Origin of the sequence: Sphingomonas sp. 1F27F7B (assembly GCF_005503355.1) — a bacterium.
In the GTDB taxonomy this organism is placed as follows: domain Bacteria; phylum Pseudomonadota; class Alphaproteobacteria; order Sphingomonadales; family Sphingomonadaceae; genus Sphingomonas.
Map to the genome: position 1 here is coordinate 14,858 of NZ_SCMK01000018.1, position 24,017 is coordinate 38,874.

The 24,017-nt window shown below is 67.4% G+C and carries 23 protein-coding genes; 11 read left to right on the forward strand and 12 right to left on the reverse strand.

The window, feature by feature from the left end:
* Positions 1-79: 79 nt before the first annotated feature.
* Positions 80-1,540, forward strand: coding sequence for an MFS transporter (locus FFS08_RS16175; RefSeq protein ID WP_249341228.1), 1,461 nt, complete (start codon positions 80-82; stop codon positions 1,538-1,540).
* Between the two features lie 107 nt (positions 1,541-1,647).
* Here the strand turns inward: FFS08_RS16175 and FFS08_RS23570 are convergent, their stop codons facing one another.
* Together FFS08_RS23570 and aceA are read right to left on the reverse strand one after the other, a co-directional pair.
* On the reverse strand, positions 1,648-1,800 hold the full coding sequence (locus FFS08_RS23570) for a hypothetical protein (protein WP_167299535.1): 153 nt from the start codon (positions 1,798-1,800) through the stop codon (positions 1,648-1,650).
* A gap of 23 nt (positions 1,801-1,823) precedes the next feature.
* Positions 1,824-3,110 (reverse strand): isocitrate lyase, encoded by a 1,287-nt coding sequence (aceA, locus tag FFS08_RS16180; RefSeq protein WP_137864174.1) that lies wholly within the window; start codon positions 3,108-3,110, stop codon positions 1,824-1,826.
* A 190-nt stretch (positions 3,111-3,300) separates the two neighbouring features.
* Between aceA and FFS08_RS16185 the strand changes: the two genes are divergently transcribed.
* The gene (locus tag FFS08_RS16185) at positions 3,301-4,677 is read left to right on the forward strand and encodes a helix-turn-helix domain-containing protein (protein WP_137864175.1); all 1,377 of its coding nucleotides are present in this window, start codon (positions 3,301-3,303) and stop codon (positions 4,675-4,677) included.
* Between the two features lie 219 nt (positions 4,678-4,896).
* Here the strand turns inward: FFS08_RS16185 and FFS08_RS16190 are convergent, their stop codons facing one another.
* The 3 genes from FFS08_RS16190 to FFS08_RS16200 form a co-directional block, all read right to left on the reverse strand.
* Positions 4,897-5,910: an inorganic phosphate transporter gene (locus FFS08_RS16190; protein ID WP_137864176.1), complete on the reverse strand. Its 1,014-nt coding sequence runs from the start codon at positions 5,908-5,910 to the stop codon at positions 4,897-4,899.
* A gap of 9 nt (positions 5,911-5,919) precedes the next feature.
* A complete protein-coding gene (locus tag FFS08_RS16195) occupies positions 5,920-7,020 on the reverse strand; it encodes a DUF47 family protein (RefSeq protein WP_249341233.1) in 1,101 nt (366 codons plus the stop codon).
* A gap of 100 nt (positions 7,021-7,120) precedes the next feature.
* Positions 7,121-7,807 (reverse strand): helix-turn-helix transcriptional regulator, encoded by a 687-nt coding sequence (locus FFS08_RS16200; RefSeq protein WP_137864177.1) that lies wholly within the window; start codon positions 7,805-7,807, stop codon positions 7,121-7,123.
* An 89-nt stretch (positions 7,808-7,896) separates the two neighbouring features.
* Between FFS08_RS16200 and FFS08_RS16205 the strand changes: the two genes are divergently transcribed.
* Complete coding sequence (locus FFS08_RS16205; RefSeq protein WP_137864178.1) at positions 7,897-8,304, forward strand: GFA family protein; 408 nt, start codon at positions 7,897-7,899, stop codon at positions 8,302-8,304.
* Between the two features lie 7 nt (positions 8,305-8,311).
* Here FFS08_RS16205 and FFS08_RS16210 read toward each other — a convergent pair whose 3' ends face one another.
* Both FFS08_RS16210 and FFS08_RS16215 read right to left on the reverse strand, forming a co-directional pair.
* Entirely contained in the window at positions 8,312-8,713 is a 402-nt protein-coding gene (locus FFS08_RS16210) for a hypothetical protein (RefSeq protein WP_212742028.1), read from the reverse strand.
* 126 nt (positions 8,714-8,839) lie between these two features.
* On the reverse strand, positions 8,840-11,209 hold the full coding sequence (locus FFS08_RS16215) for a TonB-dependent receptor (RefSeq protein ID WP_249341229.1): 2,370 nt from the start codon (positions 11,207-11,209) through the stop codon (positions 8,840-8,842).
* Positions 11,210-11,394: 185 nt separating this feature from the next.
* Here FFS08_RS16215 and FFS08_RS16220 point away from each other — a divergent pair, with 185 nt between their 5' ends.
* The gene (locus FFS08_RS16220; protein ID WP_249341230.1) at positions 11,395-12,531 is read left to right on the forward strand and encodes a serine hydrolase domain-containing protein; all 1,137 of its coding nucleotides are present in this window, start codon (positions 11,395-11,397) and stop codon (positions 12,529-12,531) included.
* 283 nt (positions 12,532-12,814) lie between these two features.
* On the opposite strand, the gene FFS08_RS16225 is transcribed toward FFS08_RS16220, so the two are convergent.
* Positions 12,815-13,579, reverse strand: a complete 765-nt coding sequence (locus FFS08_RS16225) for a nuclear transport factor 2 family protein (protein ID WP_171012650.1) — start codon at positions 13,577-13,579, stop codon at positions 12,815-12,817.
* Between the two features lie 87 nt (positions 13,580-13,666).
* On the opposite strand from FFS08_RS16225, the gene FFS08_RS16230 reads away from it, so the two are divergent.
* Positions 13,667-14,509, forward strand: coding sequence for a LysR family transcriptional regulator (locus FFS08_RS16230; RefSeq protein ID WP_137864182.1), 843 nt, complete (start codon positions 13,667-13,669; stop codon positions 14,507-14,509).
* Here FFS08_RS16230 and FFS08_RS16235 read toward each other — a convergent pair whose 3' ends face one another.
* The 3 genes from FFS08_RS16235 to FFS08_RS16240 are packed head-to-tail and all read right to left on the reverse strand — an operon-like array spanning position 14,510 to position 15,876.
* Positions 14,510-15,457 (reverse strand): aldo/keto reductase, encoded by a 948-nt coding sequence (locus FFS08_RS16235; RefSeq protein ID WP_137864183.1) that lies wholly within the window; start codon positions 15,455-15,457, stop codon positions 14,510-14,512.
* Positions 15,454-15,618, reverse strand: a complete 165-nt coding sequence (locus FFS08_RS23575) for a hypothetical protein (protein ID WP_171012651.1) — start codon at positions 15,616-15,618, stop codon at positions 15,454-15,456. Before FFS08_RS23575 ends, FFS08_RS16235 begins: the two co-directional genes overlap by 4 nt.
* A 3-nt stretch (positions 15,619-15,621) precedes the next feature.
* Complete coding sequence (locus FFS08_RS16240) at positions 15,622-15,876, reverse strand: hypothetical protein (protein WP_137864184.1); 255 nt, start codon at positions 15,874-15,876, stop codon at positions 15,622-15,624.
* 118 nt (positions 15,877-15,994) lie between these two features.
* Between FFS08_RS16240 and FFS08_RS16245 the strand changes: the two genes are divergently transcribed.
* From FFS08_RS16245 to metH, 5 genes are all read left to right on the forward strand, one after another.
* The gene (locus FFS08_RS16245; protein ID WP_137864185.1) at positions 15,995-16,948 is read left to right on the forward strand and encodes an ArsR/SmtB family transcription factor; all 954 of its coding nucleotides are present in this window, start codon (positions 15,995-15,997) and stop codon (positions 16,946-16,948) included.
* On the forward strand, positions 16,945-17,859 hold the full coding sequence (gene metF, locus FFS08_RS16250; RefSeq protein WP_171012652.1) for a methylenetetrahydrofolate reductase: 915 nt from the start codon (positions 16,945-16,947) through the stop codon (positions 17,857-17,859). The genes FFS08_RS16245 and metF overlap by 4 nt, the downstream gene beginning before the upstream one ends.
* Before the next feature lie 151 nt (positions 17,860-18,010).
* On the forward strand, positions 18,011-19,057 hold the full coding sequence (locus tag FFS08_RS16255) for a homocysteine S-methyltransferase family protein (RefSeq protein ID WP_137864217.1): 1,047 nt from the start codon (positions 18,011-18,013) through the stop codon (positions 19,055-19,057).
* A gap of 2 nt (positions 19,058-19,059) precedes the next feature.
* Positions 19,060-19,584, forward strand: a complete 525-nt coding sequence (locus FFS08_RS16260; RefSeq protein WP_137864186.1) for a GNAT family N-acetyltransferase — start codon at positions 19,060-19,062, stop codon at positions 19,582-19,584.
* A 21-nt stretch (positions 19,585-19,605) separates the two neighbouring features.
* Positions 19,606-22,221, forward strand: coding sequence for a methionine synthase (gene metH, locus FFS08_RS16265; RefSeq protein WP_137864187.1), 2,616 nt, complete (start codon positions 19,606-19,608; stop codon positions 22,219-22,221).
* An 18-nt stretch (positions 22,222-22,239) separates the two neighbouring features.
* Here the strand turns inward: metH and FFS08_RS16270 are convergent, their stop codons facing one another.
* Entirely contained in the window at positions 22,240-22,542 is a 303-nt protein-coding gene (locus FFS08_RS16270) for a fucose-binding lectin (RefSeq protein WP_171012653.1), read from the reverse strand.
* Positions 22,543-22,724: 182 nt separating this feature from the next.
* Here FFS08_RS16270 and FFS08_RS16275 point away from each other — a divergent pair, with 182 nt between their 5' ends.
* The gene (locus tag FFS08_RS16275) at positions 22,725-23,987 is read left to right on the forward strand and encodes an NRAMP family divalent metal transporter (protein ID WP_137864189.1); all 1,263 of its coding nucleotides are present in this window, start codon (positions 22,725-22,727) and stop codon (positions 23,985-23,987) included.
* Positions 23,988-24,017 lie beyond the last annotated feature (30 nt).

Consider the following 24,017-nt stretch of genomic DNA (forward strand, 5'->3'; position numbering starts at 1 on the left):
TTCCAACAGCTTGTAGTTGACCCCCGGGTTGCGGCACATATGGTGCGCGGAAAAATGGGCCAAGAGGGAGCGCAGGGGCATGGACGGCAATCAGGCGACAGTGCCCCCGGTGCGGCGAATCCGTACGCCGATCATGCTCGCTTATGGCTTCGGCACCGTGGCATACGGCGTGAAGGACTTTTGCTTCTCGACCTTCCTGCTGTTCTTCTTCAATCAGGTCCTGGGGCTCCCGGCCGCCGAAGTTGGTTTCGCGATCATGTGTGCGCTGCTGCTCGATGCGGTGGCGGATCCGGCGATCGGCTTCCTCTCGGATCGGACGCGGAGCCGCTGGGGCCGGCGCCATCCCTGGATGTATGCTTCGGCCATTCCGATTGCGATCGGCTGGCTGCTGCTGTGGAACCCGCCTGCGCTTTCCCATGCGGGCATGCTCGCATGGGTATTCGCCATGTCGGTGCTCGTCCGCACGGCGGTCAGCGCCTATGAAGTGCCGAGCCAGGCACTGACTCCCGAGCTTTCCGCTGATTATGAGGAGCGGACGCGGATCATGGCCTATCGCTTCCTGTTCGGCTGGGCCGGCGGGCTGGGGATGATGATTCTCGCCTATGCCTGGCTGCTCGGGCCCTCGCCGGGCCATCCCAATGGCCAGCTGGTCCGCGAGAACTATCCCGGTTTCGCGCTGGCGAGCGCGCTGATCATGGCTTTTGCCATTCTCGTCTCGGCGCTGGGAACGCATGGCGAGATCAAGCGGCTGCCCCAGTCGGAGGAGCGCGCGCGCCAGTCGCTGGGCGCCCATTTCGCAGAGCTGGGCGAGACGGTGAAGAACCGCGCCTTCCTGATCCTGATGGCTGCCGGGCTCTGCTATTATTCGGCGCAGGGCGTGAGCTTCGCGCTGTCGAGCTATCTCTATGCTCATGTCTGGCGCTTTCAGAACCAGGATTTCACGATCATCGCCTTCTCGTTGCTGGTCGGCGCCTTTCTCGCCTTCTTCGTCGCGCCGCGCGCTTCGCGCCGGTTCGGCAAGCCGAAGGCGGCGATGGGGCTGATGGCGGCGGCTGCCTTCTGGGTGGCGCTGCCCTATGTGCTGCGGCTCGTCGGCCTGTTCCCGGCGCCGGGCACGACCTGGCTGCTGCCGTCGCTGTTCGCCATCTATGCGCTCAACGTCGCGTGCAGCATTTCCGCGACGATCCTCGGCGCCTCGATGATGGCCGATGTCGTCGAGCATTCCGAGATCGAGACCGGCCGGCGCAACGAAGGGGTGTTCTTCGCCGGGTCCTTCTTCATCCAGAAATGCTGCAGCGGACTGGGCATCTGGGCGACGGGCCTGTTGCTCGAGCTGGTCGCGTTCCCCGCCGCCGCCAGGCCGGGCCAGGTGCCCATGGCGACGGTGGACCGGCTGACCATCCTGTTCTTCGTCGTCTATGGCGTGCTCGCCGTCGCGGCGGCGGTCCTCTATCGCTTCTTCCCCTTCGGCAAGGCGGAGCACGAGGCGCGGATCGCGGCGCTCGCCGTCCGCAATGCGGAAATGTCCGCCGGAAGCTGACCTTCCGACGGACATCCTTTCCTCCCCAGGAAAGTCGAGATCGGGCACGCCGCCCCTTATCCGTCATCCCCGCCTGCGCGGGGATGACGAGGGAGGGGTTCTTCCATTCAGGCCACTCGGCCCAGGCGATGATAGAGATTGGCGTATTTCGTGGACTCGGGTGCGTCCTTCACCTTTTCGAGATGCGTGGCGACCGCTTCGCGGATGAGGCGGAAATCCTCGGTCGAGAAGACGGCGCGGCTGCGCTGGGGTTCGGTCATGGCAATCACTCCTTTCTCAGGTCTCAGGCGGCTTGGGTGGTGACGAACTGGGCGGCTTCGGTGCTCTCGGCGAGCGCGGTGGTGCTGCTGCTGCCGCCCGCCAGCGTGGTCGCGATCGCATCGAAATAGCCGGTGCCGACTTCGCGCTGGTGGCGCGTCGCGGTATAGCCGTTCGCCTCGGCGGCGAACTCGGCCTGTTGCAGCTCCGAATAGGCCGCCATGCCGCGATCCTTGTAGCCCCGGGCCAGCTCGAACATGCCGTAGTTCAGCTGGTGGAAGCCAGCGAGCGTGACGAACTGGAACTTGTAGCCCATCGCGCCGATCTCGCGCTGGAAGCGGGCGATGTCGTCCTTGTCGAGATTCTTCTCCCAATTGAAGCTGGGCGAACAATTGTACGCCAGCATCTTGTTCGGGAATTCCTTCTTGATCGCCTCGGCGAAGCGGCGGGCATCGTCCATGTTGGGCTTCGAGGTCTCCCACCACAGCAGATCGGCATGCTCGGCAAAGGCGAGGCCGCGCTTGATGCAGTGATCGACGCCGGTGCCCTCCTTGAGGCGGAAGAACCCTTCCGGGGTGCGCTCGCCGGTGAGGAACTCGCGGTCGCGCTCATCGACGTCCGACGTGATCAGGCGCGCGCTCTCCGCATCGGTGCGGGCGCAGATCACCGTCGGCACGCCGGCGACGTCCGCGGCCAGCCGGGCCGCGTCGAGATTGCGGATATGCGCCTGGGTGGGGATCAGCACCTTGCCGCCGAGGTGCCCGCACTTCTTTTCCGATGCGAGCTGGTCTTCGTAATGCACCCCGGCGGCGCCTGCGGCGATATAGGCCTTCATGATCTCGAAGCAGTTGAGCGGGCCGCCAAAGCCGGCCTCGGCATCGGCGACGATCGGCGCGAACCAGTCGCGCTGTGCGCCGCCCTCCATATGCTCGATCTGGTCGGCGCGCTGGAGCGTCGCGTTGATCCGGCGCGCCAGTTCGGGCCCCGCATTGGCGGGATAGAGCGACTGGTCGGGATACATCTGGCCGGCGGTGTTGGCATCGGCCGCGACTTGCCAGCCCGACAGGTAGATCGCCTTCAATCCGGCGCGGACCATCTGCATAGCCTGATTGCCGGAGAGCGCGCCGAGGGCGTTGATGTAATCCTCTTCCTGCAGCAGCTCCCACAGCTTGAGCGCGCCGCGGCGGGCCAGCGTGTGCTCGACCGCGAGCGAGCCGCGCAGCCGCTCGACATCTTCGGGGGCATAGGGGCGCACGATGCCGTCGAACCGGCCGGTGGGGGCGGGGATCAGATCTTCGAAACGCGTCGGCATTGTCATTTCCTTGACTGAATTGCTCAGCTTGTATGGAAAGACATTGCCTCCTTTGGCGAGGGGCGGCGGGTGTCTGGCAGGGTCACGGTGTAAGTGGGGGTTTTCTTGGGTTTGAAAAGGTGTAAATAATTTACAAGATCGATGCGGCTTCCCCCTCTCCCGCAGGGGGGAGAGGGAATAAAGGCGTGAGATGGCCGAACAGAAGCTCTTTGCCGGTCATGCGGTGCGGCGGTTGCGGCGGCAGCTGGCGCTGACCCAGGCGGCGATGGCCGATGCGCTGGGCGTGTCCGCAAGTTATCTCAACCTGGTCGAGCGTAACCAGCGGCCGGTTTCAGCCACGCTGATGCTGCGGCTCGCCGAAGTCTATGATTTCGATCCGCGCAAGCTGGCCGCGGCCGAACCGGGCGGCGGGATCGAGGCGCTGCGGCGGCGGCTCGCCGATCCGATCTTCGCCGATCTCGAGATCGACCGGCAGCAGATGGAGGAATGGCTGGCCGGCGCGCCGGGCGGTGCGGAAGCGTTCGCGCGTGCCTATGATCGGATCGGGGCCGGCGGTTCGCCGACGGAAGCGGGCGCGGGCGATCCGGCCTGGCAGGTACGTCGCGAGATCGAGCGCTGGCGCAACCATTTCGCCGATCTCGACGCCGTGGCCGAGGCGCTGGCCGACGAGTTGCGCCAGGCGGCGGGCGATCCCTATGGCGCGATGGCGGAGCGGCTGCGGGTGCGGCACCAGCTCTCGGTGCGCATCCTGCCGGCGGAAGTGATGCCCGGGCTGCTCAAGCGGCTGGACTATCATGCGCGCCAGGTGCAGCTCTCCGAACTGCTCGACGGCGCGGGGCGGACCTTCGCGTTGGCCGAGTGGCTGTCGAGCGAGGCGCGCGGGGAGATTGAGGCGCTGGTGCGCGGCGCCGGGCTCGATCGCGCGGGCGAGCGTCTCTATCGCCGGCACCTGGTGGGCTATTTCGCGGCGGCGCTGGTGATGCCCTATGGCCGGTTCCTGCGCGCCTGCGAGCAGACCGGCTATGATCTCGACACGCTCCAGCGCCGTTTCGGCGCGAGCTTCGAGCAGGTGGCGCACCGGCTGACCACATTGCAGCGCGTGGGCGCGCGGGGGCTGGCTTTCTTCCTGATGCGCGTGGACCGGGCGGGGCAAGTCTCCAAGCGCTTCGCGGGGGCGAGTGGCTCGCCCCTGGTCGAGGGGCCGGGCCTATGCCCCTTGTGGAACCTGACCGAGGCGTTCGGCCGCGCCGACGAGACGCTCGCGCAGCTGGTCGCGACCGAGGAGGGCGGGCGCTGGTTCACCCTGGCGCGTGCGCGGACGCCGCAGGGCGCCGGGGGTAGCAGGGCGCGCTTCGCATTGGGGATCGGCCTGGCCGCGGCCGAGGCGCGGGCGCTGGCGGCGGCGCGCGGCATCGACCTGGCGGGCGAAGCGGTGCCGGTGGGGCTGGGCTGCCGTGCCTGCACCCGGCCGGACTGCGCGCAGCGCTCCGCCCCGCCGGCCGGGCGCGCGGCGCTGGCCAATGAGCGCGAGAGCGGGGTGACGCCGTTCGGGTTCGCGGGGGACTAGGTTGAGAGCCCGAACAAGTATCTGATTTTAGTTCGTCATCCCCGCGCAGGCGGGGATCCAGGGCCAAGGGTGGGGTGCGTGCGGCAGGTCCAATCCTCTCCGGAGAGCGCTCGCGTAATGGCATCCATATCCCGCACTGTCCTGGATCCCCGCCTGCGCGGGGATGACAAGGTTTACTGAACGAGTCTTGACCCTAGCGGTACGTCGTCGCGCCCGGGCTCAGAACAGGCGGGTGAGCAGGTAGAAGAGCGCGCCGACTGCCGCGGAGGCCGGAATGGTGATCACCCAGGCGGCGATGACGTTGCCGGCCACGCCCCAGCGGACCGCCGAGGCACGGCGCGCCGTGCCCGCGCCGATCACCGCCCCGGTGATCGTGTGCGTGGTCGAGACTGGGATGCCGAGCACCGAGGCGCCGAACAGCACCACCGAGCCCGCCAGCGAGGCGCTGAACCCCTGGTGCTGCGAAAGCTTGGTGATGCGCGAGCCCATCGTCTCGATGATCTTCCAGCCGCCGCTCAGCGTGCCGAGCGCGATCGCGATGTAGCAGGCGATCGCCACCCAGTGCGGCACTTCGAACTTCCCGTGCAGATAGCCGGTGGAATAGAGGAGCACGGTGATGATCCCCATCGTCTTTTGCGCGTCGTTGAGGCCGTGGCTGAGCGAATAGGCGCCGGAGGAGACGAGGTGCAGCATGCGGAAGCTGCGTTCGGCAGTGCGCGAGCTGGCGCGCATGAACAGCCAGGAGGTGAGCAGCATCACCAGCATGGCCAGGATCATGCCGATCGTCGGCGAGAGTACGATGGCGATCAGCGTCTTGTTGAGGCCGGTCCATTTCACGCCGGTGAGCCCGGCATGCGCCACGCCCGAGCCGATCATCCCGCCGACCAGCGCATGGCTGGACGAAGAGGGAATGCCCTTGAGCCAGGTGACCACGTTCCAGAACATCGCGCCGACCAGCGCGCCGAACACCACCGCCGGCGTGATCAGGTTCTTGTCGATCAGTCCCTGGCCGATCGTGTCCGCCACCTTGTGCAGGCTAGGAAAGGCGATCGTCAGGAAATAGGCGGCGAAGTTGAATGCCGCGGCGAAGGCGACGGCATGGACCGGCTTCAGCAGCCGGGTGGCGACGACGGTGGCAATCGAATTGGCCGCGTCGTGCAGGCCGTTCAGGAAGTCGAACGCCAGCGCGACGAGGATCAGGCCGACCAGCAGGGGAAAGGCAAGCTCGTACATCGGGCGGCGTCAGGAATGGTCGATCACGATGCCGTCGATCTCGTTCGCGACATCCTCGAACGCGTCGACGATCCGCTCGAGATGCTTGAACAGCTCGCGATGGACGGCGAAGCCCAGCGGATCGTTGGGGCCGAGCTCCTTGAAGGCGCGCTTGAGGCCGGCGGCGTGGATCTCGTCGGCATGGCTTTCCATCCGCACCAGCCGCTCGGTCAGCTCGTGCAGGCGCGCGCCGTTGCGGCCGACGTCGCGCAGCAGCGGCATCGCTTCCATGGTGAGGCGGGCGGCATCGACGATGATCGCCGCCATGTCCTTCATCTCCTGGTCGAAGGCCGTGACTTCGTAGAGGTCGATCGCCTGGACGGCGGCCCGCATCTCGTCGATCGCATCGTCCATCGCGCCGATCAGCGAAGTGATCGCACCGCGATCGAAGGGCGTGAGAAAAGTCTCGCGCACCGTGCGCAGCATCTCGCGGATGATCTCGTCGGCATCATGCTCGCGCTCGATCACTTCGCGGATGTGATCGCGATTGCCGTCCTCGAGCAGCCGGGCGAGCGCGTCGGCCCCGGCGACGATGGTGAGCGCGTGCTGCTCGAACATCTCGAAGAAATTGCCCGTCTTGGGGAGCAGGCGCTGGAACCAGGCGAACATGTGGTGCACTTTCGATTTGCGGGCGACGGCGGTGAGCAGGCCGTTGCGCTGCGCCGCGGCCCTGAACTCGGCCGGGCCGAACGATCGGATGAGGTCGCTCAGATCGGGCTCGTCGACGGCGGCCGCGGCTTCGGCGAGGCTGAACCAGCGGCGCTCGCGCTGGCCCTGCTCCTTCCAGGCGACCAGCTCCTGGTTGACCGACAGGGGGAAGACGTCGACGTCGATCATCAGCGAAGCGCCGTTGCCGCGCTTCTTGCGATAGCGATAGGAGCCCAGCGGCAGCGGGCAGACGGGGCCGCGCACGCCGGCCTCCTCCTCCGCCTCGATCGCCGCGGCGGTGTGGGCGGGCATGCCGGCCTCGGGATTGCCCTTGGGGATCACCCAGCGCCCGCTTTCGCGCGACGTGACCAGCAGCACGCGCACCGGCGCATCGACGGCATTGCCTTCGGTGCGATAGGGCAGGGCGGCGATCTGGCGGATGGCGCGGACTCCGAGGCGCCGGGATGGCGGGTGCCGCGTTTGTTACAATTTGGTGTCACGCGCAAGCCTCAGCCGCACCTCACTAGCCGCGCGCACGTATCTCCGTGAGCCAGCGGGCGCGGAGCTGCGCGGGGCTGCCCGGGATCGCCGCGTCGAGGAACGCGGAGCCGGCGATGCGATCGAGGCGGAAGGTGCGGAAGCCGGCGCGCAGCTCGCACCAGGCGACGACGACGCGAGTCGCGTCGCTATAGCCGATCATCAGCGGCCAGATCGTGCGCTGGGTGGCGCGGCCCTGCTCGTCGGCATAGTCGAGGCGCAGCTTGCGGCCGGCGCGGATCCAGGCGCGCAGCTGGGGGACGTCGATGCCGTCGCGCGGCCGATCCCAGGCGGGCACGGCACGGGCGGCGGGGTTGCCGAGAAAGGGCCGCATTTCCTCGGGCAGAACGGCGGCGATCTTGGCGAGCAGATCCTCGGCGGCGCGCGCAAGGCTCTCATCGGCATGGCCCGCGACCCAGGTTGCGCCAAGCGCGACGGCGTCGATCTCGTCGGTGGTGAGCATCAGCGGCGGCAGGTCGAACCCGCTTTCGAGGACATAGCCGATGCCCGCCTCGCCGCGGATCGGCACGCGCTGGCCGATCAGTGCGGCGATGTCGCGATAGACCGAGCGCTTCGACGTCTCGAGCTCCGCCGCGATCGCGTCGGCGGTGACCGGCCGGGTGCCCCGGCGCAGGATCTGGACGATCTGGAAAAGGCGATCCGCTTTGCGCATTCGATAGCTCTACTGCCATGCTGCTGACACCATGCTGGCAGCAGCATGGCAGTAGGTCGAGTCCCGTCAGTTCAAACGGGAGCCAGGAAATGACGACCAAGACCTATCATGGCAGCTGCCACTGCGGCGCGGTGACTTTCGAGGCGGACATCGACCTCGCGGCGGGCACCGGCAAGTGCAACTGCACCTATTGCCGCAAGCGCCGCAACTGGGGCGCGCTGCTCAAGCCCGAACAATTCCGCCTGCTTTCGGGCCAGGAAGCGCTGGGCGAATATCAGTTCGGCACCAGGAGCGGGCATCACCGCTTCTGCAAGACCTGCGGCATCGCGCCGTTCGGGGACGGCTATGTCGAGGAGATCGGCGGGGCGTTCGTTTCGGTGCAGGTGCTTTGCCTCGACGATGTCCCGCTCGAGGAGCTGGAAGCGGCGCCGGTCAACTATGCCGATGGGCTGCACAATGCCTGGTGGCAGGAGCCGGCGGAGAAGGCGGTCCTGTGAGGCGGGGTCAATCCGCGCCGGGTTGCCAGCTGCTTCTGCGTTCCTCGTCAGGCAGCTGCGCCAGCGCCCGGCGGGCGAGCGTGCGGGCTTCCTCCCAGCGCGGATCCGACCAGAGCGCTTCGCGGCGCCAGAAATCGGAATGCCCCTCTCCGCTCAGCGTGAGCAGCATCGCGTCGAGCGGGCGGATCGCCTCGATCTCCTCGCGGCTGATCTCGCCCCATTCGTGCATGTGGTTGGCGGCACGGTAAATGTCGTCGAGTTCCAGCGCGAGTTCGTCATTGCCGTAGTGCGATGCGTCGCCGTCGGACGTGAGATGGCCGAGGATCGACTCGAGATAGGCGTGCTGCACCTCCGCACCCTCGGCCAGCCGTGCCACAACCCGTCGGAGATCCTGATAGCGTGTGGGCATGCGGGATGCTGGCATCGCGCGCCGCGGCTGGCAACATCCGACGTCTCCGCGCCGCAGGCTGGGCCGCAGGAAACGCGAAAGGCCGGGGCGCGAACCCCGGCCTTTCTCCTTGCGCGGCGCAGCGGCTCAGAAGCCGGCGCTGAGCGTGACGAAGGCCTGGCGCGGGGCCGAGGAGTGGAACACCAGGATCGTGCCCGCCGCATCGTCCGGCGCGAAGACGCTGCTGTCGAAGTTCGACGCGTAGCGCTTGTTGGTCAGGTTGGTGACGTTCAGCGACAGCTTCAGGTTCTGCACATAGGCGAAGCTGCCATAGTCGTAGCTGACGCCCAGATCGAAGGTGGTGTAGCCGCCGAAGCTCTGGTCGTTGGTGTAGGTATAGTAGCGGCGGCCGGTATACTTGCCCTGCAGTGAGGCCGAGAGGCCGCCCTGCTTCACGGTCAGCACGCTGGCGAGCATCTCCTTGGGCGTGTCCACCTGCTGCTTGCCGGCGGTGAGCTTCACCACGCAGGTGGTGGTGCACCAGTTGAGATTCTCGTCATAGGTCGACTTGTTGAACGAAGCCGAATTGTACCAGCTCAGCCACGGCGTCGGCTTCCACAGCACGCCGAGCTCCGCACCCTTGCTGGTGACGCTGCCGGCATTGTGGAAGCTGTTGCCGCAGCCCGGATTCTGCTGCTGGTTGGTCGGACAGGGATTGTACTGGAGCAGGCGGTTGTTGAACTTGACGTAATAGCCGCTCAGCGCGACCTGCAACGGGCCGCTGACATAGCGATAGCCGCCCTCGACGCTCTTCGACGTCTCGGGCTTCAGATACTTGCCCTGCGCGTCCCACACGGCCTGCGAGACCGACTGGGGCCCGAGCTTGAAGCCGCCCTGGAACATGGCCATGTTCTCGGCATAGCTGGCGAACAGCTCATGGCCGGGCGCGACCTGCCAGTGCACGCCGACTTCCGGCAGGAAATTGTCCTTGGCCACCAGCGTGCCGCTGGCGAACTGGCTGGAGGCCGGCGGTGCCGATGCGGCGATGCCGCGGATCGCCCGGGCATCCGACTTGGAATAGGTGCTCTTGAAGCCGAAATCGATGCTCAGCGCGTCATCGAACAGGCGCACTGTGTCCTGCACGTAGAACTGGTGCGTCTTCCATCGGGTCTCCTGCACCCACTGGGCGGTGTTGGGCTGGCCGACGAGATACTGGGCCAGGCTGAACGGACCGGTGACGTTGGTCCAGATGTAGCGCGCGGCGCTGCTGGTATTGTCCTCGACCCACAGGCCGGCCTGGAACTCGTTGAAGGCGACCTTCCAGTTCAGGCTGGCGAGCACGCCGGTGCGATCGATCGTGTAGCGCGTATCGCGGATCTGGACCGGCACGTCGTCCGCCGTGGTCGACGTGCCCTGGTTGGACAGGCCGGTGATGAAGTTGTTGCCGGCGCCCTTGTCGTTGTGATGATAGACCTGGGTGCGGACGCTCAGGTTCTTGGCCAGCTCGAAGTCGCCGGCCAGGTAGAAGAGATTGTCGTTGCGCAGGATCTGGCCGTTGGTGAAGGTGACATCGGCGTTCTTCTGCGGCGCCGGGGCGGCGGCGCACTTGTACGGCGTGGTGGTCACCGTGCAGGCGGCGACGCCGACATAGGCCTGCCAGTTCGGGGCATAGCCGGCCCAGTCCCAGCCGAGGCGGTTCAGCATGTCCTTCGACAGATAGGTGTCGTCGGCCTGGTTGGTGCGCGAGATGTCGGCGAAAGCGGTGATCTTGATGCCGTCGGCCCGGTACTGGAGCTTGCCGTTGAACTGCTTGCCGGTGGACTTCTTGTAGGCACCCTGGTTCACGAACAGGTCCTGCGCGACATATTGGCCCGAGAGATAGGCGGAGAAGCCGCCATGCTCGCCGGTGTCGAGGCGCACGAAGGTGCGCAGGCTGCTCTCGCTGCCGATGGTCTGGCTGACCGCCAGCGCCGCGTCCTTGCTCGGGTCGCGGCTCACATAGGTGAGCGCGCCGCCGAGATTGCTGGTCGAGGGAATGGCGAGGCCGGCGATGCCGGTCGCGAGATCGGCACGGCCGAGATTCTCCGAGATCAGCGCGCGGCTGATCGTGAGGCCGTTATAGTTGTTGTAGGCGCCGTCGCCGAGCGGGGTGCCGTCGAGCGTGTAGCCGAGGTGCGTGGTGTTGAAGCCGCGGACCTGGAGCGAGAGCGACTGCTCGTTCACGCCCAGCGCGTCGATTGACTGCGCCATCACGCCCGGCAGGAAGTTGAGCGCCTTCTGCACGCTGGTGCCCGGCGGCAGCAGGTCGAGATTCTGGGGCACCAGGGTCGAGACCGAGCGGGTCTGGCCGCTGCCGACGACGACGATCTCGGCGCCGCCTTCGTCATTGGCTTCGACGGCCGGGGCGCCGCTGTCCTGCGCGTGCGCGGCAGGCGCCAGCGCGACAAGCGCGGCCGAAGCCATCAGAAAGGCATGAGCTCGGGCGTGGCGCAGCGGGCGGCGCGAAAAGTCGGTCATCATCATTTCCCATCCCGGCGACCGAAGGGCCGCCCCCGCTGGTGCCGCTAGGCCGGGTTCGCGTCGGTAACGTTACGAGTGTGCGACGTTTTAGTGACAATGCGGAACGCGCTGTGCCTGTTGCAGATTGGCAACGACCGTGCAGGATGCCGTCCGGAACAGGGAGGTGGCGGATGAGTCTATCGGTGCGATTCGGGTTGGCGGGCCTATTGGCGCTGGGTGGCGCGGCGCCGGTCTCGGCGGGTGCGCCGCAGGCGGGCGCCATGGATGCCGCGGTGCAGGCGGCGATGGCGCAGACCGGTGCAAAGGGCGTGGCGGTCGCGCTGATCGCCGGGGGCAAGGTCGTCTCGGTCAAGACCTATGGCGCACGGAACGCGAAGGGCGAGCCGCTGACCGCCGACACGATCCTGTACGGTGCCTCGCTCACCAAGGCGGTGTTCGGCTATCTCGTCACCCAACTCGCATCGGAGAAGAAGCTCGACCTCGACGCGCCGATCGCGGCGATGCTGCCGCGGCCGCTGCCCGAATATGGCAATCTCGACGCATATGGGAATTGGGGCGATCTCGCCGGCGACGCGCGCTGGCGCAAGGTGACGCCGCGCCACGCGCTGAACCATGCGACCGGCTTCGCCAATTTCGCCTTTCTCGAACCCGACAAGAAGCTGCGCTTTCATTTCGATCCGGGCACCAGCTATGCCTATTCGGGCGAAGGCATCTCGCTGCTCCAGTTCGGCATCGAGCGGGGGTTGGGGCTGAGCGTGGAAAAGGAGCTGCAGCGCCGCTTCTTCCAGCCGCTCGGCATGACGCGAACCAGCCTGATCTGGCAGGACGGCTTCGGCACCAACCTGGCGGACGGCTGGGACGAGACCGGCAAGCCAGAGCCGCATGACGACCGTAGCCGGGTGCGCGCGGCGGGGTCGATGGACACGACGATCCATGATCTGGCCGAGATGGCGGCGGCAATGGTGCGCGGCTATGGCCTGCCCAGGGCGTGGCGCGTCGAATATGCCCGCGGCACCCAGGCGATCCAGAGCAGGACGCAATTCCCGACCCTGAACAACCCGGCGGGCCCGGGCGAGGGGACTCGTGCCAGGGCGGCGCTGGGCGTGGTCGCCTTCGCCGGGCCGCAGGGCGCGGGCTGGTTCAAGGGCGGCCACAACGACGTGACGGCGAACACCCTGGTATGCCTCGAGCGCGGGCAGCGCTGCGTGTTGATCCTGGGCAATGACGTGCGGATCGAGCGGGCATTTCCCAAGCTGGTCAAGGCGGCGCTGGGCGAGACGGGCGTGCCGTATCGCTGGGAATATGGGTTCAAGGATTAGGTTGAGAACTCAAACAAGTATCTGGTTCTCCTGCGTCATCCCCGCGCAGGCGGGGATCCAGGGCCAGGCGCGGAACGGGTGTGGCGGGCCCTGTCCTCTCCGGACGGCATTCGCGCGGTCGCGCCGATATCCCGCATTACCCTGGATCCCCACTTGCGCGGGGATGACGGGGTTCGCTGAATGAGTTTTCACCCTAGCGTGAGGACCCAAGCGAGTATCTGATTTTCCCTCGCCATCCCGGCTCGAGGCCGGGGTGACGAGGGAGGAATATGAGTCCCAGGGACTAGTTGGAACTCGGCCGCTCCTTGGCAAAGGCCAGCGCGAACATCCGCCAGCCGCCCGGCGTGCGGATCACCAGTGCGCGATCGGTCCATTCGCTGCCGTCGGTGCCGCGGAAGGACCAGCGCGCGGTGCCGATGCTGCCGCGCGCATCGACCACCATCGAGGTCGGCACTGCCGGGCTGCCGCCGGAAGTCGATCTGCGGGCGACATAGCGCGCCTGCCATTCGGCGAGCGTGGCCGCGACGAATTCGCCGCCCTCGACCGTCATCACCAGGGCGCGCGGATCGATGCTGTGGGCGAGCAGCGCGTCGTCCCAGGCACGGTCGGCGGCGAGCTTGGCATCGACGGCCTGCCGCACGCCTTCGTCGGCGCCCGGATCGGGGCGGGCCCGGTCTTGGCAGAGCTTGCCGACGATCCGCCAGCCCTGTGCGAGCCGGGCGAGCAGGAGGTAATCGGTATATTCCTTGTCGCCGCGCACCGAGATCGTGCGCGCCACCGATGTGGTCGCGCCGCTGTCGAGCCAGCTTATCCGAGTGGAAATCGGGCCGTCGGGCGCCTTGCCGGTGCGCATGCGCTGCTTCCACTCGCCTTGGCTGGTCGCGCGAACCGTCGCACCGTCGGTGCAATACATGATCGCGCTCGGCTGGAACGCGGCCGCCAGCTTCACCGGGTCGTTCGCCGCGATGGCGGCGGCATAGGCGTCGATCGCCGCGCCGGGCGTCGCGAAATCCTGTGTGAGCATGGCCGCGAACATCGTCATCAGCATCGCCGGTCTCCTTCGTCCGCCAGCCATAGCGATTTGCCGATCGTTCAAATATTAGTAAGATACATCGATATCGCTCGGGAAAACGGAATGAAGATCGACTTGCGCCGGGCCGCCGCCTTCCATGCCGTGGCGCGGGCGGGCGGGATCAACGCGGCGGCCCGGATCGAAGGGAGGTCGCCGCCGTCGATCCATGCCGATTTCCGGCGTTTCGAGCGGGATGCGGGCGTGCCGCTGGCCGAGCGCGTCGGCCGCCGGCTGCGGCTCACGCCCGAGGGGCGGGCCCTGTACGAAGCGATCGACCGGGCACTGGCCGAAGTCGCGCATGCCGCCGAGCAGGTCCGCAGCGAAGCCCCGGCGGTGGTGCCGCTGCGTATCGGTTGCGTCACCGGCTTCGGCCGATACCGCCTGGCCCCCCGGCTCTTCCGCGACGCCGAGAGCGCTCGCCGCATCGTCTTCCGCATGGGCTCGCACGACCAGATCATCGACTGGCTCGGCGCCGGCGTGATCGATCTGGGAGTCACTTATCGCGGCGTGGCGGCAACGCCGATCGAGAGCGTCGCGGTCGCCGAGGAAGCGCTATGGCTGATCGGGGCCGCCGGCGATCCGCCCGGCCGCGAAGGTCTCTCCCAGATGCCGTGCATCGTCTATGACGAATATGAATATGTGTTCGGGCGCTGGTTCGATCAGGTGCTGGAGGCGCAACCGGCTGCCCTGACGATCCGCGATCACTGCAACGAGCTGGAGGAGGCGCTGCTCGGCGTGCGCGCGGGGCGGGGCTTCACGATCGCGCCCGAGGATGCGGCGCGGGCCTTTGGTTTCGCGCCGTGCGGGCCGGTGGCGCGCAACACGCTCATCCTGTGCGGCATGGGCAATCGCCTGGCATCCGAGGATGCCCGCTGGATCGCCGGGCTTGCAGGGGCGTCGGGCTGATCAGGCGCCGGCGACCGTGAGCCGGTCGCGCTGTTCGCTGCTGAGCGCCAGGTTCAGGCTGCCGGCGAGCTCCTCGACCTGCGCGACCGAAGTCGCGCTGGCGATCGGTGCCGTCACGCCCGGTTGCGTCGCGAGCCAGGCCAGGGCGATCTGGGCGAGCGTCGCGCCGGTCTCGGCTGCGATCTCGTCCATGACGGCCAGGACGGCGGGCCCCTTGCCCTGCATGAACGCGGTCATCCGGCCGCCGCGCACGCTCTTCCCCAGATCGGTTTCCGACCGGTACTTGCCGGTGAGATAGCCGGAGGCGAGCCCGTAATAGGGCACGCAGCCGATATTGTGGCCGACGCACAGGTCCTGCAACTCGCCCTCGAACTTGTGGCGGCTGACGAGGTTGTACTCGTTCTGCAGCGCGCGATAGTGCGGCAGACCGTCACGCGTGGCGATGTCGAGCGCGGATTTTAGCCGCGCGGCATGGAAGTTGGAGGCGCCGATCGCCCGGACCTTGCCGGCGCGGATCAGCCGGTCGAACGCGGCGAGCGCTTCCTCCTGCGGCACGGCGTCGTCGTCCTGATGCGCGAAATACAGGTCGATCGTCTCGACGCCGAGGCGTTGGAGGCTCGCATCGCACGCCGCGGCGATGCGCGCCGGCGCAAGCTTGCTGCCGCCCTCGCCGTCGAGCATGCCGACCTTGGTCGCGACCTTCACTGCGCCGCGCTTGCCCGAACGCCTGAGCCATTCGCCGATGATCGCCTCGGATTCGCCGCCCCGATGGCCGGGGACCCAGGCCGAATAGACATCGGCGGTGTCGATCAGCATGCCGCCGGCTTCGGCGAAGCGGTCGAGCACCGCGAAGCTGGTCGCCTTGTCGGCGGTCCAGCCGAAGACGTTGCCGCCCAGGATCAGCGGTGGCGTCTCGATTCCGCTCGTGCCCAGTTGCCGCATGCTCATTCCGCTGCTCCGTTGGACTGGCTCGCATTCGCGTCGATCGCGGCGGCCGCCGCGTCGAGCTGGCGGGATTCGCCTGCGCTCAGGCCGCCCTGCGCGTCGTCGGATCCGCTGCGGCCACAGGCGGCGAGGGCGAGCAGGAAGAGGAGAGGGGCGAACCGCATGGATCAGTCGGTGATCTCGTCGCCCGAGCCTTCGCCCGCGGTATTGCCGACCGGCACGGCGTGGTCATAATTGCTCTCGGCGGCGGCGAAGGCGGCATTCTCGGCAGCGTTCACGTCGCTCACTGCCTCGCCCATCGTGTTGCTGTCGCCCGCGACCGATTCATTGGCCTCGGCCGCTTCGTTCTTCGCCTTGTTGCCGCAGGCCGAAAGCCCGAGCGCCGCGACGACCGCGAGCGGGAGGAAAAGCGCCTTGCGCATGGATGCGTCCCCTTTGCCGGAATGGTTCGCGCAAGGGCTAACCGAGGGACGGACTCGCACGCAAGGCGCATGCGGTGCGTTGACCGCATATAAAGATATCTTTATATCTACAATCGCCGTGCAACAAGCCCTAGCCATCTTCCGTGCCCTTGCCGATTCGACGCGGTTGCGCATCCTTGCGCTCGTCCGCTCGATGGAGCTGAGCGTGGGCGAGCTGGCGCAAGTGCTGGGGCAGAGCCAGCCGCGCGTCTCGCGCCATGTGAAGATATTGTGCGATGCCGCGCTGCTCGAGCGGCGCAAGGAAGGCAGCTGGGTGTTCGTCGGCCTGGGCGATGCGGCCAGGGTCGGTCCGGTGCTCGCCGCGCTCGACGCATTGAGCGAGGCCGATCACTGGATGGTGGCCGACGAAGCGCGGCTCGCCGCGGTGCGCGCCGACCGGGCGAGTGCGGCGGCGGACTGGTTCGAGAGCAATGCCGGCGAATGGGACGCGATCCGCTCGCTCCACGTCGCCGAGAGCGAAGTCGAGGCGGCGATGGCCGCGGCGCTGGGCGATGCGCCGGTTGGCTGCCTCCTCGACATCGGCACCGGCACCGGCCGCATGCTCGAGCTGTTCGCGCCGCGTGCCGAGCGCGCGCTAGGCATCGACCGGTCGAGCGAGATGCTGCGCCTTGCGCGTGCGAAGCTTTCCGAGCAGGGGCTGGCCAATGCCGAGCTGCGGCAGGCGGACCTCTATGCGCTGCCGCTGCAGGATGGCGGAGCCGACCTCGCGATCCTGCACCATGTCCTCCATTTCGCGCAGCAGCCTGGCGCGGCGATCGGCGAGGCGGCGCGCGTGCTGGCGCCCGGCGGCCGGCTGCTCATCGCCGATTTCGCGCCGCACGAGCGCGAGGAGCTGCGGCAGAGGGACGCGCATACGCGCCTCGGCTTCTCGGACGAGCAGGTGCTCGGCTGGTTCGAGGCGCATGGGCTCGCGCCGGTGAAGGTGGAGACGCTGGAGGGTGGCGAGCTGACGGTGAAATTGTGGCTCGGTCGCAAGACGGGCGAAGAGAAGCAAGGGGTGAAGGCCGCATGACTATCATAGACCCGCTGGCGGCGCCGCTGTTCGCGGACGTGGCGGGCGACATCGACATGAGCTTCGAATTCTTTCCGCCTAAGACGGAGAAGATGGAGGAGACGCTGTGGGAGTCGGTCGAGACGCTGCGCCCATTGGGGCCGCGTTTCGTGAGCGTGACCTATGGCGCGGGCGGATCGACGCGCGAGCGGACGCACAACACGGTGGCGCGGATCGCGCGCGAAACGGCGATCCCGGCGGCAGCGCACCTCACCTGCGTCGAGGCGACCAGGGAAGAGATCGACCAGGTCGCGCACGAATATTGGGCGGCGGGCGTGCGCCACATCGTCGCGCTGCGCGGCGATCCGCCGCGGGCGGGCGAGAAGTACCGCACGCATCCGGGCGGCTATGAGAATGCGGCGGACCTGGTGGCGGGGCTGCGCAGGCTCCATCCGTTCGAGATCTCGGTCGCGGCCTATCCCGAATGCCATCCGGATTCGCCGAACCAGGCGGCGGACCTCGACAATCTGAAGCGCAAGATCGACGCGGGCGCGACCCGGGCGATCACCCAGTTCTTCTTCGAGCCCGAGACGTTCCTGCGTTTCCGCGACGATGCGGCCAAGGCGGGGATCGATGCGGAGATCGTGCCGGGCATCATGCCGGTAATGAGCTTTGCCAGCGTGGTGCGCATGGCGGGCATGTGCGGAACCCAGGTGCCGGGCTGGATGGAGCGGCTGTTCGAAGGGCTGGACGAGCATCCCGCCGCCCGCCAGCTGGTGGCGGCGACGCTGGCGGCGGAGCTGTGCCGCAAGCTCTATGCCGGCGGCGTGCGCCAGTTCCATTTCTACACGCTCAACCGCGCCGAGCTGAGCTACGCGATCTGCCACTTGCTGGGCGTGCGGCCGAAGGTGGCGGCGCTGGCGGCGGCATGAATCTGATCCTCTCCGGCGCGGGGAGGGGAAGCGCGACGCGCAGCGGCGTGGTGGAGGGGGCTCTCCACCAGCGGATCGGAATGCGGAGAGCCCCCTCCACCATGTTTCGCATGGTCCCCCTCCCCGTGCCGGGGAGGATCGAGGAACGATGATGACTGCACGCGAGAAACTGCTGGCCGAAGCCGCCAAGCGCATCCTGATCACCGACGGGGCGTTCGGCACCGAGATCCAGAACTGGAAGCTCGACGAGGCCGCCTATGCCGGCGATCTCGGCCTCGGCCATGACCAGAAGGGCAATAACGACATTCTCGCGCTGACCATGCCCGAGGTGCCGGCGTCGATCCACCGCGCCTATTTCGAGGCGGGGGCGGACATCGCCGAGACCAACACCTTCTCGGCCAACCGGATCAGCCAGGCCGATTACGGTGCCGAGCATCTGGTGCGCGAGATCAATGTCGAAAGCGCCAGGCTCGCCCGCTCGATCGCCGATGAGTTCGAGGCGAAGGATGGTCGCCCGCGCTTCGTTGCCGGCGCGCTGGGACCGACCAACAAGACGCTCTCGCTCAGTCCCGACGTCAACGATCCGGGCTATCGCGAGATAGATTTCGATTACCTCAAGCATGTCTATCGCGAGCAGATCGACGCGCTGGTCGAGGGCGGGATCGACTTCGTGCTGATCGAGACGGTGTTCGACACGCTCAACGCCAAGGCGGGGATCATGGCGGCGATCGAAGCGGGCGAGGCGCTGGGCCGCGATTTGCCGATCATGCTGTCGATGACGCTCACCGACCTCAGCGGCCGCAACTTGTCGGGCCATACCGTCGAGGCGTTCTGGCACGCGGTGCGCCATGCGAAGCCGGTGACGATCGGGCTCAACTGCTCGTTCGGCGCCGAGCAGCTGCGCCCGCACGTCAAGACGCTGTCGGCGCTCTGCGACACGCTGATCATGGTCTATCCGAACGCCGGCCTGCCCAACGAGCTGGGTGCCTATGACGAAGCGCCGGTGACCACCGCCGGGCTGGTCAAGGAATGGGCCGATGCGGGCCAGGTCAACGTGCTCGGCGGCTGCTGCGGCTCGACGCCGGCGCACATCAAGGCGATCGCGGACGCGGTGGCGAGCCTTCCCCCGCGCCCGATCCCGACCCCGGAGGTGCGGACGCGGCTGGCCGGGCTCGAGCCGTTCACCATGGGGGCATGAGCATGGCGGAACCGCAGCCATGGAGCATCCGCGAGGCGGGCGCCGACGACATCGCCGCGCTCTCGCTCGTGGCGAGCGCCACTTTCCTTGAAACCTTCGCGGGCGTGCTGCCCGGCGCGGCGATCGTCGCGCATTGCGCCAATGCCTATGCGCCCGAACGCTTCGCCGATTATTTCGCCAGCGGCAGCCGTGGCTGGATCCTCGAGGCGGCGCCGGGCGGCGCGCCCGTCGGCTTCGCGCAGTTGACCGCGCCTGACCTGCCCGGCGCGGTGCCGGGGGATATCGAGCTCAAGCGCATCTACCTGCTCTCCCGCTTCCACGGGTCCGGCGCGGGCGCGGCACTGATGGCGGCGGCGGTGGCCGGTGCGGCCGGGCATGGGCGGCTGCTGCTCGGCGTCTATGCGCGCAACGCCCGCGCGCTCGCCTTTTACGGGAAACAGGGTTTCGTGCCGATGGCCGAGCGCCGCTTCGACGTGGGCGGACAGCTTTTCGACGATGTCGTGCTGGCCCGTCCGCTCGCGGCCTGAACCTTTGAACAGAAAAGAGAAATGACGAACACTCCCTCCTCCACCAACTTCGTCAATGTCGGCGAGCGCACCAACGTCACCGGTTCGGCGGCGTTCAAGAAGCTCATCATGGCCGGCGACTATGCCAGGGCCGTGGAAGTCGCGCGCCAGCAGGTCGAGAATGGCGCGCAGGTGGTCGACGTCAACATGGACGAGGGCCTGCTCGACGCGCACGAGGCGATGACCACTTTCCTCAAGCTCATCGCCGCCGAGCCCGACATCGCGCGCGTGCCGGTGATGATCGACAGCTCGAAATGGGACGTGATCGAGGCGGGGCTTAAGTGCGTTTCGGGCAAGCCGATCGTCAACTCGATCAGCATGAAGGAAGGCGTCGACCAGTTCCTCGAGCATGCGCGCAAGTGCATGGCCTATGGCGCCGCCGTGGTCGTCATGGCGTTCGACGAGACGGGCCAGGCCGATACCCAGGCGCGCAAGATCGAGATCTGCGAACGCGCCTACAAGCTGCTGGTCGGCATCGGCTTTCCGCCCGAGGACATCATCTTCGATCCCAATGTCTTCGCAGTGGCGACGGGCATCGAGGAGCATAACAATTACGGCGTCGACTTCATCGAGGCGACGCGCGAGATCAAGAAGCGCTGCCCGCATTGCCACATCTCGGGCGGCCTCTCGAACCTGAGCTTCTCGTTCCGCGGCAACGAACCGGTGCGCAAGGCGATGCACTCGGTGTTCCTCTATTATGCCATCCCCGCGGGCATGGACATGGCGATCGTCAACGCCGGCCAGCTTGACGTCTACGACCAGATCGAGCCCGAGCTGCGCCAGGCCTGCGAGGACGTGATCCTCAACAAGGATCCGGAAGCGGGCGACCGGCTGGTCGCGCTCGCCGAGAAGTTCAAGGGCACCGACGCGGTGGCCGAGAAGCAGGCCGCGGAGTGGCGCGGCTGGGCAGTCGAGAAGCGGCTGGAGCATGCGCTGGTCAAGGGCATCGACGCGCATGTCGTCGAGGATACCGAGGAGTGCCGTGCGGCGCTGGCGGCGCGCGGTGCCCGCCCGATCGAAGTGATCGAGGGCCCGCTGATGGACGGGATGAACGTGGTCGGCGACCTGTTCGGATCGGGCAAGATGTTCCTGCCCCAGGTGGTGAAGTCTGCCCGCGTGATGAAGAAGGCGGTGGCGCACCTGATGCCCTTCATCGAGGCCGAGAAGGAAGCCGGGGCCAAGGCCAAGGGCCGGGTGGTGATGGCGACCGTGAAGGGCGACGTCCACGATATCGGCAAGAACATCGTCGGCGTCGTGCTCCAGTGCAACGGCTTCGAAGTGATCGACATGGGCGTGATGGTGCCCTGGGCCGATATCCTGAAGGCAGCCAACGAGAATGACGCGGACATGATCGGCCTGTCCGGCCTGATCACGCCGAGCCTGGACGAGATGGTCACCGTCGCCGAAGAGATGCAGCGCGCGCAGATGACGATGCCGCTGCTGATCGGCGGCGCGACGACCAGCCGCGTGCACACCGCGCTGCGGATCGAGCCGGCCTATACCGGCCCGGTGGTGCATGTGCTCGACGCCAGCCGCGCGGTGGGCGTGGCGACGGCGCTGGTCTCCGATACCCAGCGCGACGATTATGTCGCCAGGGTCGCGGCAGAATATGAGCAGGTCCGCCAGGCGCGGGCCGGGCGCGGGCAGAGCGAGCTGCTGCCGCTCGACAAGGCGCGCGACAATGGGTTCGAGGCGGACATGCGCCTCAAGCCGGGCAAGCCGCGCATGCCGGGGGTGCACGACTTTCCCGATTGGGACCTCAAGGACCTGCGCGGCTATATCGACTGGACGCCCTTCTTCCGCGCCTGGGAGCTGGCCGGCAATTATCCGGCGATCCTGGAGGACAAGGTGGTCGGCGAGAGCGCGACCAGCCTGTTCGCCGATGCGCAGAAGATGCTCGACCGGATCATCGATGAGAAATGGCTGACCGCACGCGGCGTCGCCGGGCTGTGGCCGTGCCGCCGCAAGGGCGACGACATCATCGTCCATATCGGCGACGAGGAGCATGTCACGCTGCCGATGCTGCGCCAGCAGATCGCCAAGCGCGAGGGCCGGGCGAACATGTGCCTGGCCGATTTCATCGATACCCAGGGCGACTGGATCGGCGGCTTCGCAGTAAGCATCCACGGCATCGAGCCGCATCTCGCGCGCTTCAAGAACGCGATCGACGATTATAGCGACATCCTGCTGAAGGCGCTGGCCGACCGCCTGGCCGAGGCGTTTGCCGAGCGGCTCCATCAGTTCGTGCGCACTTCGATCTGGGGCTATGCCGAGGGCGAGCAGCTGACCAACGAAGCGCTCATCAAGGAAGAATATCGCGGCATCCGCCCGGCGCCGGGCTATCCGGCCTGCCCCGAGCACAGCCTGAAGCCGATCCTGTTCAAGATGCTCGACGCGCACAAGCGCACCGGCATCTCGCTGACCGAGAGCTTCGCGATGCTGCCGACCGCGGCAGTCTCCGGCTTCTATTTCGGCCACCCCCAGGCCGAATATTTCGGCGTGGCGCGGATCGGGCAGGACCAGCTCCAGGACTATGCGGCGCGGCGCGGCGTCGACCTGGAACAGGCGACGCGCTGGCTGCGGCCGAACCTCGACTGAGGCCGGCCGCGCCGCCGTTCAGGGCTGGGTATACTGGCCCTTGGTCCAGCCCGGGGTGCCCGGGTCGGAGCAATATTCGGTGGTGACGTTGGCGTTGGTCACATAGAGGCGGAGGTGCTGCCCGGCCGAATCCGCCCAGGTGACGATCGATGCCTGGGAGCCGGGGAAGGTTGCGCCGATGGTCCAGCCATTGCCGTCCGCGCATTGCTCGGTGATCGTGTAGCCGTCGCTCGAATAGACGCGGATGTGCAGCGCATGGGCGCTGTCGAACCAGCTCGTCGAGCACGTGCTGATCGGATAGCTCGGATTGTCTCCAGACATAGAACCTCCCTGTGCGGTTCGCGTCCCCTGAGGCGAACCGCGGGGAAGCTCCCGCGTACGCCGCGCCGGCGCAATCGCCATTGCGTCCGGATCGGTGCGGCGTGGCCGGATCGATCTGGATTGGTTCGGCATCGTGCGCCATCTGGTAACCTTGTGCGTTCGTCACGATCGCCGGAGCCCGCATGTCCGAGAGAAGCAACGAAAGAACCTCGGTCACAAAGCAGCTTGGCCCCGGGCTGATCACCGGCGCGGCGGACGACGATCCCAGCGGCATCGCCACTTATTCCCAGGCCGGCGCGCAGTTCGGCTATGGGCTGTTGTGGACGATGGTGCTCACTTATCCGCTGATGACGGCGGTGCAGCTGGTGAGCGCGCATATCGGCCGGGTGACCGGGCGCGGGCTCGCCCGCAACATGCGCGAAGTGCTGCCGGGCTGGCTGCTCACGCTTCTCGTCGCGATCCTGTTCGTCGCCAACACGATCAACATCGGAGCGGACATCGCCGCGATGGGCGATGCGGCGCAGCTGGTCATGGGCTGGGGCGACCATGGTTTCACGATCTTCTTCGCGCTGTTCTGCCTCATGCTGCAGGCCTTCATTTCCTATCATCGCTATGCGCATGTGCTGAAATGGCTGACCCTGTCGCTGTTCGCCTATGTCGCGGTGGTGCTGGTGGTGAACGTCGATTGGGCGGCGGCGGCGAAGGGGCTGGTGGTGCCCCGGATCGCCGGGGCCCAGGCGATCGCCACGGTGGTGGCGATCTTCGGTACCACGATCAGCCCCTATCTCTTCTTCTGGCAGGCCGCGCAGGAAGTGGAGGAAGTCGAGGACCATGACGGGGCCCGGCCGCTCAACGAAGCGCCCGAACAGGCACCGGGCGAGATCCGGCGGATGCGGGTCGACACGTTCGTCGGCATGGCCTTTTCCAACCTGATCGCCATCGCGATCATCATGGCGACGGCCGCGACGCTGCACGTGCAGGGCGTGGTGAAGATCGATACCGCCGCCGATGCCGCCGCGGCGCTGAAGCCGGTCGCCGGCAACTTCGCCTTTGCGCTGTTCGCGATCGGCATCATCGGCACCGGGCTGCTCGCAGTGCCCGTGCTCGCCGGATCGGCGGCCTTCGCGGTGGCCGATGCGCGCGGCTGGCGCTGCGGGCTGGAGCACAGGGTGCGCGACGCGCCGGGCTTCTACGGCGTGATCGCGCTGGCGACTCTGCTCGGCATCGGGCTCGACTGGTCGGGCATCCCGCCGATCCAGGCGTTGTTCTGGAGCGCGGTGGTCAACGGTTTCGCGGCGGTGCCGATCATGGCGGTGATGATGGTGATCGCCACGCGCCGCGGCGTGATGGGCGCGTTCCGCATCCGTGGGCCGCTGCTGCTGTTCGGCTGGGCGGCGACGCTGGTGATGGGCGCGGCGGCCGTGGCGATGCTGGTGTGGCGATGAGGCGGCAACGCGGCCCTGCTTGCCGCGTAT

Excerpts from the sequence above, each read along its gene's own strand:
- FFS08_RS16175 (WP_249341228.1), top strand. The coding sequence starts at position 80 with ATGGACGGCAATCAGGCGACAGTGCCCCCGGTGCGGCGAATCCGTACG.
- FFS08_RS23570 (WP_167299535.1), bottom strand. The coding sequence starts at position 1,800 with ATGACCGAACCCCAGCGCAGCCGCGCCGTCTTCTCGACCGAGGATTTC.
- aceA (WP_137864174.1), bottom strand. The coding sequence starts at position 3,110 with ATGCCGACGCGTTTCGAAGATCTGATCCCCGCCCCCACCGGCCGGTTC.
- FFS08_RS16185 (WP_137864175.1), top strand. The coding sequence starts at position 3,301 with ATGGCCGAACAGAAGCTCTTTGCCGGTCATGCGGTGCGGCGGTTGCGG.
- FFS08_RS16190 (WP_137864176.1), bottom strand. The coding sequence starts at position 5,910 with ATGTACGAGCTTGCCTTTCCCCTGCTGGTCGGCCTGATCCTCGTCGCG.
- FFS08_RS16200 (WP_137864177.1), bottom strand. The coding sequence starts at position 7,807 with ATGCGCAAAGCGGATCGCCTTTTCCAGATCGTCCAGATCCTGCGCCGG.
- FFS08_RS16205 (WP_137864178.1), top strand. The coding sequence starts at position 7,897 with ATGACGACCAAGACCTATCATGGCAGCTGCCACTGCGGCGCGGTGACT.
- FFS08_RS16210 (WP_212742028.1), bottom strand. The coding sequence starts at position 8,713 with ATGCCCACACGCTATCAGGATCTCCGACGGGTTGTGGCACGGCTGGCC.
- FFS08_RS16215 (WP_249341229.1), bottom strand. The coding sequence starts at position 11,209 with ATGACCGACTTTTCGCGCCGCCCGCTGCGCCACGCCCGAGCTCATGCC.
- FFS08_RS16225 (WP_171012650.1), bottom strand. The coding sequence starts at position 13,579 with ATGCTGATGACGATGTTCGCGGCCATGCTCACACAGGATTTCGCGACG.
- FFS08_RS16230 (WP_137864182.1), top strand. The coding sequence starts at position 13,667 with ATGAAGATCGACTTGCGCCGGGCCGCCGCCTTCCATGCCGTGGCGCGG.
- FFS08_RS16235 (WP_137864183.1), bottom strand. The coding sequence starts at position 15,457 with ATGAGCATGCGGCAACTGGGCACGAGCGGAATCGAGACGCCACCGCTG.
- FFS08_RS23575 (WP_171012651.1), bottom strand. The coding sequence starts at position 15,618 with ATGCGGTTCGCCCCTCTCCTCTTCCTGCTCGCCCTCGCCGCCTGTGGC.
- FFS08_RS16240 (WP_137864184.1), bottom strand. The coding sequence starts at position 15,876 with ATGCGCAAGGCGCTTTTCCTCCCGCTCGCGGTCGTCGCGGCGCTCGGG.
- metF (WP_171012652.1), top strand. The coding sequence starts at position 16,945 with ATGACTATCATAGACCCGCTGGCGGCGCCGCTGTTCGCGGACGTGGCG.
- FFS08_RS16255 (WP_137864217.1), top strand. The coding sequence starts at position 18,011 with ATGACTGCACGCGAGAAACTGCTGGCCGAAGCCGCCAAGCGCATCCTG.
- FFS08_RS16260 (WP_137864186.1), top strand. The coding sequence starts at position 19,060 with ATGGCGGAACCGCAGCCATGGAGCATCCGCGAGGCGGGCGCCGACGAC.
- metH (WP_137864187.1), top strand. The coding sequence starts at position 19,606 with ATGACGAACACTCCCTCCTCCACCAACTTCGTCAATGTCGGCGAGCGC.
- FFS08_RS16270 (WP_171012653.1), bottom strand. The coding sequence starts at position 22,542 with ATGTCTGGAGACAATCCGAGCTATCCGATCAGCACGTGCTCGACGAGC.
- FFS08_RS16275 (WP_137864189.1), top strand. The coding sequence starts at position 22,725 with ATGTCCGAGAGAAGCAACGAAAGAACCTCGGTCACAAAGCAGCTTGGC.